10 protein-coding genes are annotated in these 14,907 nt (G+C 44.1%); 6 read left to right on the forward strand and 4 right to left on the reverse strand.

Going from position 1 to position 14,907, the window contains the following annotated elements:
* Positions 1 to 6: 6 nt before the first annotated feature.
* A complete protein-coding gene (locus ACSUPM_RS05975) occupies positions 7 to 735 on the reverse strand; it encodes a glycerophosphodiester phosphodiesterase (RefSeq protein ID WP_025650686.1) in 729 nt (242 codons plus the stop codon).
* A gap of 427 nt (positions 736 to 1,162) precedes the next feature.
* Here ACSUPM_RS05975 and ACSUPM_RS05980 point away from each other — a divergent pair, with 427 nt between their 5' ends.
* Positions 1,163 to 2,143: a hypothetical protein gene (locus ACSUPM_RS05980; protein ID WP_201566924.1), complete on the forward strand. Its 981-nt coding sequence runs from the start codon at positions 1,163 to 1,165 to the stop codon at positions 2,141 to 2,143.
* Between the two features lie 148 nt (positions 2,144 to 2,291).
* Here ACSUPM_RS05980 and ACSUPM_RS05985 read toward each other — a convergent pair whose 3' ends face one another.
* A complete protein-coding gene (locus ACSUPM_RS05985) occupies positions 2,292 to 2,930 on the reverse strand; it encodes a cob(I)yrinic acid a,c-diamide adenosyltransferase (RefSeq protein ID WP_025650684.1) in 639 nt (212 codons plus the stop codon).
* 232 nt (positions 2,931 to 3,162) lie between these two features.
* On the opposite strand from ACSUPM_RS05985, the gene cysS reads away from it, so the two are divergent.
* The 5 genes from cysS to pdxH all read left to right on the forward strand — a co-directional run bounded on the left by cysS (position 3,163) and on the right by pdxH (position 11,088).
* Positions 3,163 to 4,623, forward strand: a complete 1,461-nt coding sequence (gene cysS, locus ACSUPM_RS05990) for a cysteine--tRNA ligase (RefSeq protein ID WP_201566922.1) — start codon at positions 3,163 to 3,165, stop codon at positions 4,621 to 4,623.
* A gap of 129 nt (positions 4,624 to 4,752) precedes the next feature.
* Positions 4,753 to 6,759: a mechanosensitive ion channel family protein gene (locus ACSUPM_RS05995; RefSeq protein ID WP_201566920.1), complete on the forward strand. Its 2,007-nt coding sequence runs from the start codon at positions 4,753 to 4,755 to the stop codon at positions 6,757 to 6,759.
* A 403-nt stretch (positions 6,760 to 7,162) separates the two neighbouring features.
* Complete coding sequence (guaB, locus tag ACSUPM_RS06000; protein ID WP_101212703.1) at positions 7,163 to 8,635, forward strand: IMP dehydrogenase; 1,473 nt, start codon at positions 7,163 to 7,165, stop codon at positions 8,633 to 8,635.
* A 196-nt stretch (positions 8,636 to 8,831) separates the two neighbouring features.
* On the forward strand, positions 8,832 to 10,199 hold the full coding sequence (glmM, locus tag ACSUPM_RS06005; RefSeq protein WP_201566918.1) for a phosphoglucosamine mutase: 1,368 nt from the start codon (positions 8,832 to 8,834) through the stop codon (positions 10,197 to 10,199).
* 235 nt (positions 10,200 to 10,434) lie between these two features.
* The gene (gene pdxH, locus ACSUPM_RS06010) at positions 10,435 to 11,088 is read left to right on the forward strand and encodes a pyridoxamine 5'-phosphate oxidase (protein WP_201566958.1); all 654 of its coding nucleotides are present in this window, start codon (positions 10,435 to 10,437) and stop codon (positions 11,086 to 11,088) included.
* Positions 11,089 to 11,596: 508 nt separating this feature from the next.
* Here the strand turns inward: pdxH and ACSUPM_RS06015 are convergent.
* Positions 11,597 to 12,922: an HlyD family secretion protein gene (locus tag ACSUPM_RS06015; RefSeq protein ID WP_201566916.1), complete on the reverse strand. Its 1,326-nt coding sequence runs from the start codon at positions 12,920 to 12,922 to the stop codon at positions 11,597 to 11,599.
* Positions 12,923 to 13,019: 97 nt separating this feature from the next.
* The gene (locus ACSUPM_RS06020) at positions 13,020 to 14,708 is read right to left on the reverse strand and encodes an MFS transporter (RefSeq protein ID WP_201566914.1); all 1,689 of its coding nucleotides are present in this window, start codon (positions 14,706 to 14,708) and stop codon (positions 13,020 to 13,022) included.
* Between the last annotated feature and the right edge of the window lie 199 nt (positions 14,709 to 14,907).

A 14,907-nucleotide genomic window follows, 5' to 3' on the forward strand; every position in this document is an offset into this window, starting at 1 on the left:
ACTTACTTAGCGCGTGAGAAAATAGGTTGGATAATCGGTAATGATGACGTCGACTTGCCACGTAATAAGCTGTTTAATCGTCTCGCTATCATTGACGGTCCACGCGCTGACTGGCAGGTGATAACGATGACAGTGCTTAATGACTGCTTGAGTCAGCAATGGATAGTGAATACCTAGCTGGACGCAGCCAAGTTGCAGGGCAGTTTGTGGTGCGCTTAGCAAAGTTTTAGGGGTGCGAATCAGTAAGCCACGCAGAATATGTTGTAAGGTTTTATTGCGTTGCAGCCGCGCGTGTAATTCGACATCAAAGCTAGTCAGGACAATAGGTAAGCTAGCAATCGGGGTGTCAAGGAGATTACGTGTCAATGCATGTACCAACTGCGTGTAATTGGTACGCTCATGAGTCTTTATCTCAAGCTCTATATAGCTAAAATTGGTCAATGCTTGATATGCGCGGTCTAAAGTAATAAGTGGGTGTTTATCCTGACGATAGCGCTGAATCTCAGCGAGCGTTAATTGATCGATGCGCGATTGCTGACCACACATGCGTTGTAGATTGTCGTCATGGAATACGATTAATTGCTCATCCGCACTCAACTGTACATCAAACTCAACCCCTGCTAAACCTTGAGGATTGAGACGTTGAGCGTGTTCAAAACCTGCTAAGGTATTCTCGACTGCTTCACCACGCGCACCGCGATGACCGAGTAAAAGTGTATTGTTAAGATTTATCATAATGAGGAACTGTCGGCTATTTTTACGAGTAATGATATAGCGTCCAACCGACAGAATCTAACGAAATTTGCAAAATAGTTTTGGATTAAATACCGTCTTAGAGGGTTGTGATATTGAAAAGTAAGCTAATATTTGAAAGTTGTTTCAGGAATAGTTTGTTGCAAGTTTCCGCTAGAATTAAGCCCTTGTTTAAATATTCTTAGCGATGATATAAGTATGTATTTGTTATGTTTTTGCAACCAAACATAGGTTTTGGGCACAATGTAAGACATTATTTGTACAGCAAGGGGTCACACTAATGACCATCTCATTTAAACACCTTATAATAATGTGATTTTCAAATCTATCGCGGCAAGTGTTGCGATCTGAATGTCAAATACTGTCCATCGCTGACGGTAAGAATTAGTAAATTGGGAGCAAATTGAGTATGAGCGCAACAAAAAGCAAGTGGATCAAATGGCAGCACGTCGCCGGTATTAGTCTGATATGTGGTTTGGCCGTGACAGGTTGTGATCGCTCAGATAAAGACGATAACGCTGAGACGACAGAGGCAACAGTAGAACAGCCAGCAGTTGACGATAATGTCATCACGCCTGCCGTCAGTTGTGATGATCCGATGGTACAAGACCGCTTGAAATCCGCGCTAAAAAACACGCTCAATCAGCAGGCTCAAACGTTGGCTGCCAATTATGCCAATGAGGCAGAAATCAGTCTAAATAGTGGTGTTGTCACTGACAAAATCAATGGTATTGTCATTGACGTACAAAATGCAGCGATCTTACAAGAAGCCAATAACAACGGCATGACCACTTGTCAGGCAAGCGTTAGCATGACTCTGCCAAGCGAAGATTTGTATCAGGCCAGTCAAGTACAAGCGGCCGGTAACCAGCCAAGCTTGCAGTCTCGCTTAGCGCAAAACAATATTCGTATCAATAATAATATGCTCGTTGACGACGCCTTTACTTATGTCGTCGGTACTCAAGGTGGTCAAGTTCGTACCCGTATTGCTGGACAACCGGCATTATTGACTGTGGTGGCAGATATGATGGCAGGATCTGCATTTAAGTCAGCAGTTGATGAGCAACGTTCCCAGCGTGCCGCTCAACAGGCTGAGCGTCGCCGTGACACTGCACAGAACAATAATAACAACAATCAATCAGCGCCAACCCGTCAGCCAAGAACTGTGACGCCGACGGCCCCTGCTCGTCCAGCTGAGCCTGCTACGCCACCGACCATTAACAATCCAAGTAATAGCCAAAATAACAGTCAGAGCAGTGCTACAGAAAATAATCAAGCAGCGCCAAGCACTGACACCAAAAAACCGGCAACCCAAACCTCGCCAAAATTAGTACCTAATGATGAGAGCATTGATATGGTCATCATTGAAGATGACAGTGCTACTTATTAAGTCATAAAAACGCAGCAGTTGCTACGTGATACAACTATAAAAAAGCCCGCTACATTAACGTAGTGGGCTTTTTTATAGAACTAACCTTTTTGGATAAGGTGGGATTGCTATAGTAAAACTACATCATTTGCCTTTATGCTATGGGTGACTATTTATCATTAGCAAAATCTTGCAAGACTTGATTGTCCCACAGCACCTCAGAGACTTGGGCAGGGTCGGTACAAAAACGCGCGGCAACGAACAACCAATCAGACAAGCGATTGATAAAGCTAACGGCAGTACTGCGAATCGCTGCTGGACGCTCTTGCTGCAATAGTACCGCTTGGCGCTCAGCGCGGCGGCAAACCGTACGCGCGACGTGTAGTTGACTGACCAATAGTGAGCCTGTCGGCAAGATAAAGTCCTTGAGCGGTGGCAGAGTTGTGTTCATCGCATCAATTTGTTGTTCTAGCCATTCAATATGGCTGGCATTAACGCCTTCATATTCTGGCATGGCGAGCTCACCGCCGATATTAAATAATAAATGCTGAATTATGACCAAGGCTTGAGCAAAGTCTAACTCTTTTTGCTGTTGTAAGCGTTCAGGCAGATGTTGTTGGTTTGCGTTTTCATTATCAGTAGCTTGTGTTAAGTGTGCCCGTACCAAGCCGATGTGTGAGTTGAGCTCATCGATATCGCCCATTACGCTAAATAAATTGTCGGCTTTACTTACGCGACTGCCATCTGCCATACCGGTGCTACCATCATCTCCGGTGCGCGTATATATTTTGCTTAAGCGATTGGCCATTTCTACATCCTTAACGGTTTTTATCATTGAATAGGGTTAGTTGCGCGCTCATTGTAGTATTTTCCAGCCGATTTCGCTAAGATAATGGGTTAAGTTTTATAAAGCGTTTATAAAGCGGTAACTTTCAAGTTTATAATCTTATTAGTCGCGGTTAGTGGCTAATAGTACGATACTCATATTTTATCGTCATCTCAATTTATCTATCTTGTTCTAATTAAAAGGCTTTTATACCATGACCACACCTCTTGCCGATGCGATGTCTCAGCTTGCCATTTATGATTCACTGACGGGCGGTAAACGTCAGTTTGTACCACTTAAAGCCGGGCAAGTAGGTATGTATGTGTGCGGCATGACCGTTTATGATTATTGTCATATTGGTCATGCGCGGATGATGATTGGCTTTGATATGGTGGTACGCTGGCTGACGCAACTCGGTTATGACGTTAATTATGTGCGCAATATCACCGATATTGATGACAAAATCATCGCGCGCGCGAATGAAAACGGCGAGGCTATCAGTGCATTGACTGAGCGCTTTATTAAAGCAATGCATGAGGACTTCTCAGCCCTTGGCTGCTTGACGCCTAATGCCGAGCCGCGTGCGACTGACCATATCGATGAGATGCAACAAATGATTGAGACGTTAGTTACCGGCGATTATGCGTATGCTGGCGATAACGGCGATGTCTATTATGCTGTAGATAGCTTTGCAGATTATGGTAAGTTATCAAAACGTAATCTCGATGATATGCAGGCAGGCTCGCGCGTTGATGTCGAAAACGACAAACGCAACCCGTTTGATTTTGTCCTATGGAAAGCGGCTAAACCTCATGAGCCGCAATGGGCATCACCGTGGGGTCAAGGACGTCCAGGTTGGCATATTGAATGCTCGGCGATGTCGACCAAGTGCCTGGGCAATACCTTTGATATTCATGGCGGTGGTCATGATTTACAATTTCCACACCATGAAAATGAGATCGCCCAGTCAGAAGCGGCAACCGGCTGCGAATATGCCCGCAATTGGATGCACGTGGGCTTTATCAATGTCGATGGCGAAAAAATGTCTAAGTCATTGGGTAATTTTTCCACAATTCGTGATGTTATTGCACATTTTCATCCTGAAACGCTGCGCTTCTTTTTATTATCCAGCCATTACCGTAGCCAAGTAAACTTCTCGGATAGTGCGTTAGATGAGGCTCATAATAGCCTAAGCAGACTATACCAAGCGCTCAAAGTTGCTGAACAGCAAAAAGGTGAGGAATTGACGATTAATGATTCTTTAATAAATGACGCTTACAGCAGCCCTGCTGGACAAGATTTTATCAAAGCCATGAATGATGATTTTAATAGTTCAACGGCGATTAGTGTCTTGTTCGGGTTGGCCCGTGATATCAATAAAGCGATCAAAGCTGAAGAGGTAGATACTGCATGGCAGTTGGCGCAGCAGCTCAAAGCCTTGGCACAGGTATTAAATATTCTGCAGCAACCAGTATCACAGTTTTTGCAAGCTGTCATTGGCGATCAAGCGGATAATGGTTTAAGCGATGCGGCTATTGATGGTCTAATCATTGAGCGTGCAGAGGCTAAAGCCAACAAAGACTTTGCGCGTGCCGATGAGGTGCGTGAACAATTAAAAGCGGCGGGCATTGAGCTTGAAGACAGCCGAGCTGGTACGACTTGGCGCCGTGCTTAATAGTGCTTTGCTGAATATAGAAGCTATCAACAATAAAGTACGTCAACTAATAAATTAAGTCAGCATTGCGCTGGCTTTTTTTTGTAGACTGCATTAGGTTAGAAACACACCGAGGCCAAGATTTTTCGTATGCAAAACTCCCTTAATTCTCTAAATACGACCCACGTTAAAAACGTCAATCATAACGCTAATGTTATTGAGGGTTCTGCTAGCGATGACAATGTTGTGCGTCATCATAGTGGACTGACATTTTTACTCAGTATGCTCGTCATGTTGTGCAGTGTGTTTTATATTCCAGCAACTGCGGCAACCGGTAGCGATACAACAGTTGATAGGCAAGACACTACAAAAAATACTGAGATGGCAAAGCCAGAAAACCTGATAGATTATACAGCGCAGAAAATTGATCAATTCAAACAAGACGGCATTAGTGTCTCAGATATTGCAGAAGAAACCTTCAATCCTTTAGACAAGGATGCCGTGCAGCAGGCAGGCATACTGCAAGGAGATACTGGTCTCACTGGTGATTATAACGAAAGCTATTATTCCTTAAACAAGCTAAATGCAGGATTGCCGCCGTTAGCTGAACCACCGAATTTATCTACGCCGCTTGCCACATTAGAGTTTTTTCAGTCAGCCGTCATGAAGCAGCAGTATGACTTGGCCGCTTATGCACTCAATATGAACCTCATTGATGACAAGTTGCAGCGTAATCGGGCGATTGAGCTGGCCAAACAGCTTGATTTTTTGTTGGTTGAAAAAAAACTCTATGTTTTTGATAAATTGCCAGACCGTCCTGATGGTTTGATTGAGCCACCGCTTGGCAGCACCAACAGTATTCAAGGGATTCCTAGACGCTCCATTCAGCTTGGTTATATCGATTATCGTGAACGTCGCGTACCGATATATTTGGAGCGTGTGCGCATTGATGATAGTGCGCCTTTTTGGATATTTTCTGCCCAAACGGTTGGTAATATCGATAACCTCTATGAGCAATATCATCCTGCAAAGTTTGAGCGTTATTTACCGGCGTGGACAAAATTACAGTTATTTAGTATCGCCATCTGGGAGTTTTTAGCATTACTTATCTTCTTCTCATTTACCATGGGGGTTGGCTGGTTATTGAGTAAAGGCGCAGGCAAGCTCCTTAATTGGTATGTTAGAGATAAAGAAGGCAATCGGCTGGGTACGGTTCACCATAATAGCGTGGAAGATTTGGTCAATAAGCTGACGGTACCCTTGACCTTTACCATCAGTTTTTCCTCGGTATTTACCTTGGTATCGGGCGGTTTTCCTTACTTGGATGCGGTCGCTTCATCGACACGTCCGATCATTTGGGTGGGATTGGTCTTTAGCGCGTTGTGGCTGGGTATTCGAGCGATTAATTTTTTTGCCAATCGCTACAAAGATTTGCAGATTGAAAATCTAGGCGACGAGCAGTTTGATAAAGGTCGTCGTCGCCGTACTTACGTTTCTATATTTCGCCGCATTTTTATCTTCGTCATGATCCTTGGTAGTATTTGGATTGGCCTCAGTGAGTTCACCAATATTCAAGGATTGGGTAAGACCTTGCTGACTTCCGCAGGTATTGCTGGTGCCGTTATCGGTATCGCCGCTCAGCCGATATTGGGTAATGTCATTGCTGGTATGCAGGTTGCCATCACTCAGCCAGTGCGTATTGGTGATACGGTCATGATGGAAGGTGAGTGGACGACGATAGAGGATTTGGGCTATACCTATGCGGTTCTGCAGACTTGGGATGAGCGCCGGTTGATTATTCCAATGCGCCACTTCGTCACCGAAATCGTAGAGAATTGGTCGCATACAGACTCGCATCAAACCTGTGTGATTTATCTCTACGTCGACTATGGTGCTGATGTCGAAGCAATCAGGCAACAATATATCAAGCTGGTCAAAGCGAACGACTTATGGGACGGTGAAACTGAGCCTGAAATGTATACAGTATCCGTGTCCGAAAACACCATAAAATTACGCTGTAGCCAAGCGTCTGATAGTCCTATCAACGCTTGGCGGTTGGAGTGTCAGGTACGCGAGCAGATGTTAAGTTATTTATATGCTGAACAGCAAGCTTATCTCCCCGCTGAGCGCTTGATATTTAAAGACACTAGCGTATAAGTTGGAACGGTCAATAGGTATAGTGGACAGCAAGCAAAGTGGCAAAAACAGACAAACTATTGATGTTAAAATAAGCTAACAAATAAGCATGCGATTTGCTTGTTTATTTGTTATAATATGGCGTTATTTTTAAGGGATAACTGAGCGATTAAAGATAAGAGGTTGCAGTATTTGTGTCTTCTTACCACTGATAAATCAATAGCTGTTTTCCAGTGCTTTTGTTTACTGATAAAAAATATCTAATGACAAATAACAACTGGTACATTGCTTATTATCTAAAGCTCTATGATTCAAAGCCTTTCATAAATAAGGGTTGAACGTCGTAAAGTCATAATGGTGATCTTGATTGATTGTCTTAATGCGAAAATCCCACCCATCAAAATAACCACCACTAGGGGTCTGTATGTTACGAATTGTCGATGAAGCCTTTACCTTTGATGACGTTTTATTGTTACCAGCCTACTCTGAAATCCTGCCAAAATCTGCTGATCTGTCCACGCGTCTGACCAAAAGTATCACACTGAATTTGCCATTAATCTCGGCTGCTATGGACACGGTCACCGAATCTGAAATGGCTATTACCATGGCACAGCTAGGTGGTTTGGGTATCTTGCATAAAAGCATGGATATCGATAAGCAGGCCACGCAAGTACGCCGCGTCAAAAAATTCGAAGCAGGAACCGTGGTTGATCCTATTACCGTTCACCCTGAAATGACGATTGGTGAATTATTAAGATTGACTCAAGACAATAATATTTCAGGTGTACCAGTGGTAGAGAAGGGTACTGATAAAGTCGTTGGTATCGTGACCCATCGTGACTGGCGTTTTGAGACCAATTTGTCGTTACCAGTTAGCCATATCATGACGCCAAAAGAGCAGCTAGTCACCGTGCAAGAAGGTGAAAGCAATGAAAATATCAAAAAATTGCTGCATGAGCACCGTATCGAAAAAGTGATCGTGATTGATGAAGACTTTCGTCTGCGCGGTTTGATTACGGTCAATGACTTTGCCAAAGCTGAGAATAATCCAAATGCGTGTAAAGATGAGCAAGGTCGCCTACGGGTTGGCGCTGCTGTCGGCACTGGCGCAGATACGCAAGCGCGCGTTGAAGCCTTAATCGCCGCTGACGTCGATGTTATCGTGGTCGATACCGCCCATGGACATTCAAAAGGCGTGATTGAAAAAGTCTCTTGGATCAAGAAAAACTTCCCTCACGTACAAGTCATCGGTGGCAACATCGCAACCGGTGATGCCGCTCTAGCATTACGTGATGCGGGCGCTGATGCAGTAAAAGTCGGTATTGGCCCTGGTTCTATCTGTACCACCCGTATTATCGCGGGTATTGGTGTGCCACAAATCTCGGCCATTGATAATGTAGCCAGCGCCCTGAAAGACAGTATTCCATTGATTGCTGATGGTGGTATTCGCTTCTCAGGTGATATGGCAAAAGCTATCGCGGCCGGTGCTTCATGTATCATGGTCGGCTCACTAATGGCTGGTACCGAAGAAGCGCCAGGCGAAGTTGAGCTATTCCAAGGTCGTTATTATAAAGCGTATCGCGGTATGGGTAGCTTAGGTGCGATGTCAGGTCAAAACGGCTCATCAGATCGCTATTTCCAAGATGCCAAAGATGGGGTAGAAAAGCTGGTTCCAGAAGGTATCGAAGGTCGCGTTCCTTATAAAGGACCAGTGGCAGGCATCGTCAATCAGTTGGTTGGTGGTTTACGCTCATCAATGGGCTATACTGGCTGTGCGACTATCGAAGATATGCGTACCAAACCACAGTTCATTAAGGTGACGTCTGCGGGGATGAAAGAGTCGCATGTTCACGATGTGCAAATCACCAAAGAAGCCCCGAACTATCGAGTAGATTAATTCATATTCTGTAGTCCTACTGACGTTGATAATTGCTGACAGACAGTAGGATAGTGACATCAAGATACAAACAGCCAACAATGCCCCGTCATTGTTGGCTGTTTTTTTTGTAAAATACACAAATAGAATATACTGGTTATTGCCTTGCCTACGCGCACGTCTGGCGTTTCATTTTTAGACTTGAGGAACATTTATAATGAGCTACTTTGGCACTGATGGTATTCGCGGAAAATTTGGTGAGTTGCCGATTACCCCTGATTTTATTTTGAAGTTAGGTTATGTGACTGGACTGGTGCTCATAGAAAAAAATGACAATCCTACTCGTAAACCGAGCGTAGTGATTGGCAAAGACACTCGTCTATCAGGCTACGTCATTGAGGGAGCACTTCAGGCTGGCTTTAACGCAGCTGGGGTCGATGTACATATGCTTGGCCCATTGCCAACACCCGCTATCGCGCATCTAACCCGTAGCTTCCATGCGGATGCAGGCGTCGTTATCTCAGCATCGCACAATCCATACTATGACAACGGCATCAAGTTCTTTTCAGCTGACGGCAAAAAACTCACTGATGAGATGCAAGCAGCGATTAATGATAAGTTAAAAGCTATCATGAGCGACTCTAATAGTGGCGATGTACTCATGCCTATTCTTGATCCAGCACAATTAGGTAAAAATAACCGTATCAACGATGCCAAGGGTCGCTATATTGAATTCTGTAAAGGCAGTTTCCCTTATCAGTATGACTTAGATCATCTGACTATCGTTGTCGATTGTGCCAATGGTGCAGGCTACAGCGTCGCCCCAAGAGTCATGCGTGAGCTGGGTGCCAACGTGATTGCTATCAATAATACGCCGGATGGTATCAATATTAATGCTGACTGCGGCTCGACCCATCCGGAGAGTTTACAAAAAGCAGTGCTTGAGCACGAAGCAGATGTTGGTATCGCCTTAGATGGTGACGGCGATCGTATCGTGATGGTTGATGAGGCAGGTAATTTAGTTGATGGCGATGGCATTTTATACGTGCTTGCCACTCAGGGAAAGACGCCTGCAGTGGGAGTGGTTGGTACTCTCATGACTAACATGGGGCTGGAGTTGGCACTAAAAGAGGCCGGTATTGCCTTTACTCGGGCTAAGGTAGGTGACCGTTATGTCATGCAAGAGCTTGCCGCTCATGACTGGATACTAGGCGGTGAACCATCTGGGCATATATTGTGCTTAGACAAAAGTCGTACCGGTGATGCGATTATCGCAAGCTTGCAAGTATTGGCCGTTATGCAAGCACAGAATAAAGCCTTGAGTGACCTCATGGAAGGCTTTGAAATTTTGCCACAAAAACTGGTCAATGTGCGCTTGTCTACCATGCAAGATCCTTTTGAGCATGAAGAGCTGGTCGCCGCTTTTGATAAAGCCCGTGCCACTCTAGAAGGTCGTGGTCGTCTATTGATTCGTCAATCGGGTACCGAGCCAATGATTCGAGTGATGGTCGAGTCAGACGATGAGATAGAGTGTGATGTTATGGCCAATGACTTAGCTGAGCAGATTAAGAAGGTATTGGGCTAGGACATGTAATTCATTCGATAGTCGTCTAAATGGGCTAAAAATGGCTAAATCTTGCCAAACATCGTCAAATAGCTGGTTAATATCTCGATATTATCTGCGCTATTTTTCTTGTTTGACAGCAATTTATCTCATTTTTATCACCATTTTTGAAATGAAGACATGGCTTAATAATCTCGATAAATAGATCGTGAAAAAGGGCTTAATAATATAACGCAATCAAGGAATAGTTATGAGCATGGACTTTACCGATCAACGTCTCTCCTATGAGAAGGGCGCGCTTGATCAACAGTCAATACCCACCTCACCATTTGAGCTATTGAAAGCGTGGATGAATGAGGCACTAGCACAAAAAGTGCAAGAACCATACGCCATGAGTTTGGCAACATGTGGGGCAGACAACAAGCCCAGTGTACGTATCGTATTACTGCGCGAGATTACCGATAATGGCATTATTTTTTATACCAATTATGAAAGTGCTAAAGGTCAAGATATCGCTGAAAACCCCAATGCAGAAGTGCTGTTTTTTTGGCATGAGCTTGAACGTCAAGTTCGTATCAGTGGTTCTATTGCTAAGATTGATACTGCAAAATCCGCTGCTTATTTTCAAAAGCGTCCACACGATAGCCAAGTAGGCGCATGGGTCAGCCAACCACAGAGCGGTGAAGTGGCCAGCCGTGACGTCATGGAACAGACCTTTGATCAGCTACAAGCTGACTATCCAGACAATAGCCAAGTGCCAGTGCCAGCATTTTGGGGTGGTTATGAGATTACCATTGAGCAAGTTGAGTTTTGGCAAGGCCGTGCCAATCGTATGCATGACCGCATTGTGTATACCCAAGATAGCAAACAGAATAATGCCAGTTGGACAACTAAACGTTTACTACCATAAAGTTAAATGAATAAGTGTAAGACTGATATATTTCAGCTTGTTTTAATGCTAAAAAAACCACTTTAAATCCAGTTATATTGGTATTTAAAGTGGTTTTTTTATGCTGGAGTGTATTCACTATGCTCTATAGTCAAGATATACTAAAAACGCGACGATATTGCTGATATCATTTTTTTGTGACCTCTGTCTGTGCAGGCACAGCAAGCAAGAAAAATGGATATCAGCAGTCTTAGGGTCTGTTGAACATTCAAATGTGGCACTGGCAGTGGCTATTTTTTAGACAATACGCAGTGAAATTTTTGACGCCTAGTCGTTCTAGGTTAGATAATTTCGCTATGTATTGGCAAAAAATAGCCCTGCCCTGAAAGGCTGATACTAAAATCACCCCAAACGTTGTTGTAAACCTAGCTAAGGTCTCGACATTATCGTCGGTTTACGCCTGATTTGATAAAAGGTTTGGGACGATTTTAGCAATCAGCAGTCCTAATATTTGAATGTTCAACAGACCCTAGTTTTTTGCTTTAATATTGGTATCGACATCGACCGAAACAGACATACCGGGACGTAATTGGGTAAGGGCAGCCTGATTTTGGTCTAAATTAATGCGCACGGGGATACGCTGGGCAATTTTAATATAGTTGCCCGTCGCAGGGTTGGCAGCTGCAGCACTAAATTCACTGCCAGTGGCTGGTGAGATGTTGCTGACATGACCACTAAATTTGGCACCACCCAGCGCGTCAACATGGATGGTTGCAGGTTCACCAATAGCCATATTAGCAACTTGCGTTTCTTTAAAATTTGCGATAATCCAAATGCCTTTGGGTACGATATACATGAGCTGTGTACCCGCACTGACATATTGCCCTTCTTTGACACTGACTTGACTCAACTGTCCGGCTTCAGGGGCGGTGATAATGGTGTTGTCTACATTAATCTGCGCTTGCTTGAGAGCTGCTTCAGCATTTTTTATATTGGCATCGAGCGAAGCGCGGCTACCACTGGTCTTTTTACGGTTTTCACGAGCTGCTTGTAAGTTCGCTTCAGCTTGTTGAACGCCTGCCTGCGCTTGTGCAAGTTGTGCTTTTATATGAGCCACTTCTGCCTTTGATACCGCGCCGATGGCATCTAAACCCTGATAGCGATTGACATCTTCACGAGCACTATCGACACTCACTTTGGCGCTATATAAATCCGCTTCGCGTGCTTCAATCTGTGCTTGGCTGGTTTGTGTGTCCTGAGCATTGCTAGAGCGGTTGGTAATCGCCACTTCAATATTGGCCTGCGCCTGCTCAAGCTGTTGTTGAAACGCGCGATCGTCTATTTTTATTAGTAAATCACCCGCTTTTACTTGGGCAAAATCCTGTACGGCTACTTCGGTGACATAGCCAGATACTTGCGGACTAATAATGGTTGTTTGCCCTTTCACAAAGGCATTGTTCGTTTGCTGCAAAGTCGGGGTAAAAGGCGGTAGCTTCCATGCATATAAAATCAATGCCACGCCAATGAGTATTAAGGCAATCAATAAACCTAGATTTAGGTAGGATTTTTTCATAGGTGACCAGCCAGTGGCTGCCACAATCGGCTCTTTGGGCGGCATTGGTGGTTTATCACTGGTATTTTGGCTATCGACAGCCGATTTATCTGTATTTTTATTTGTATTGATATCCGCTTTTTTATTCGAGTCGGTAGCGGCAATTTCAGGCTCTACTGATTCGTTATTATTTTTTGGAGAGGCAGTTACTTTTACTTTAGCTGTATTAAGGGTCGTATTAAGCAGCGCGTCAGTTGGCGTCTGAGATTTTTGGTTAAGCTCACTGGGGTTTTCTTGGCTCATGACGCGCTCCTAAAGTTTGAATAAATATAACAATTATGTTCGATATTTCGATGATGTTATGCAAGATGGCGAGCAAAAATTAAGGCATTTAAAGCCGTTATTTTCCTTCACGCATTTTGGCAATGACAGCCAGCTCTTTAGCAAGGGGATTACGTTTGTGATAACGGTTATAGAGATAATTTATCAATAAAATAACAGCCGACAAAGTCGCAATACTGGCCATAAGAAAAAACAAGTCATCGTAAGCTGCGACGGTAGCTTGCCGCTGGATGCCTTGCAGAACTTGTCCCATGGCAGCAACGTTGGCTTGGGTAGAATCTGTTATTTGACCTGATAAAGCCCTACCTGCGCCTGCCACTTGTGCTACTAACTCAGGCTCCCCTAAGTTGAGTGAGCTGACCATATCGGCATAGTGCACTTGCGTGCGAATAGTGGTAAAAGCTTGAATAGCCGACGCTCCTGCAAGCCCGCCCACCGTCTGCGAAATACCAAAAATCACTGAAAAACTAATAATATACGCAGGGCCACTGGCAATGGCTCGTAAAAACCCTTCAAAAACCAGAGGACCCATAAAATACACTGCGGCAAAAGCAATGAGGAATTGGCTAAAATAAAACATCGTCGGCGCCGAGTTAATCGATACACCCGTATCCAGCCAAGAACCTAGAGCGATTAGCGCCACTGCAAAAATAACAGGTCGACGCAAATCTATTGGATTGGTACTAAAAATACTAATGACCAATGCCAAGATACTGGCTGCTAATATCACAGCATAAAAAGTGACCAGCTGATCATTACCATAGCCAAGATTGGCCAGTAGTCCGGCAGCGCCAACACTTTGCTCGGATAGCAAGATACGCATGACCGCACCCGTTGTCATAAAAGCAATAATGTTGCGACTACGCATCCAGCGCACCTGTAGCATGGGGTTTTTTCGGTGAGTCTCAATCCATAGTGCAATGCTAATATTGACGCTTGCAATGATGAGCGGGTAGCTCAGCCAAGGTGTTGTCCACCACTGTATGCGGCCTTGTACTAAAAACACCGCCAATGCTGCAAGACCACTGGCAAAAAAAGCAAAGCTTAAAAAATCCAGTTTTTCGAATACTTTTTCAGTATTGCCCGGTGGTAGCTCTAATATATTAATGAGTCCAAAACAAATCAAAGCCAAACCAAATTGAAATAAAAACAAGCTTTCAAGCTGACCATCGACAGCGAGATAGGGTGAGATAATCCGTGATAAGGGAATACCAAACTGTACCAAGCCAAAGCCTAATATCAAGCCACTAGTACGTTTGACGGTTGGCATACCTTGCAAGCAATAGAATAAGCCTAATATGGTCATGCCACTAGCAACCATACCACTGAGTCCTCTAGCAATGATTTCTAAGTAATAAGGATCAATTTGGATACTGGTAGCGTTCAATAGATGGCTACTGACCAACCACTGCAAACTCGTGGCCGCCAATAAAAAAAACAAGGTGATTTTACTAAAGAGTGACATGCCAAATTGCTGGCGAATTTTGTACAGTAGCACCGTAATACAAGCATTGGTCATATTATAGCTGACAGATATCCAACCACCTTCGACTGGTGTTAAGCCCATTTCGCCCTGAATTTGGGACAGGTTTGCCACCAATAGCCCATTTTGAAAGCTGGCGGTTATCCCAATAAAAATTCCGATCATTAAATAACATAGTTTACGGCGTGTAGGATGATCAGGGTTGGCAGGAGAACCAACCATCATTGGCTGTTCATGCGGCTTAAATTTGTATTCAGTATTCATGGGCGTAAGATAATCGGCGTGGTTGGATAGAACAAGACTGGACAAAACAAGACTGGGGTATTGCTACCCATAATGGGCAGCGCTATCATCAGAGTGATAAAATGAGAAAAATAGCCCAAGCTGAGTTTGAACTATTTTATCATAATTCTATTAAGAGTTATCTTACAGCGCCCATTTATTTATGAGTACGCTTGCTACG

This window comes from Psychrobacter okhotskensis (assembly GCF_965638355.1).
Lineage (GTDB): Bacteria > Pseudomonadota > Gammaproteobacteria > Pseudomonadales > Moraxellaceae > Psychrobacter > Psychrobacter okhotskensis.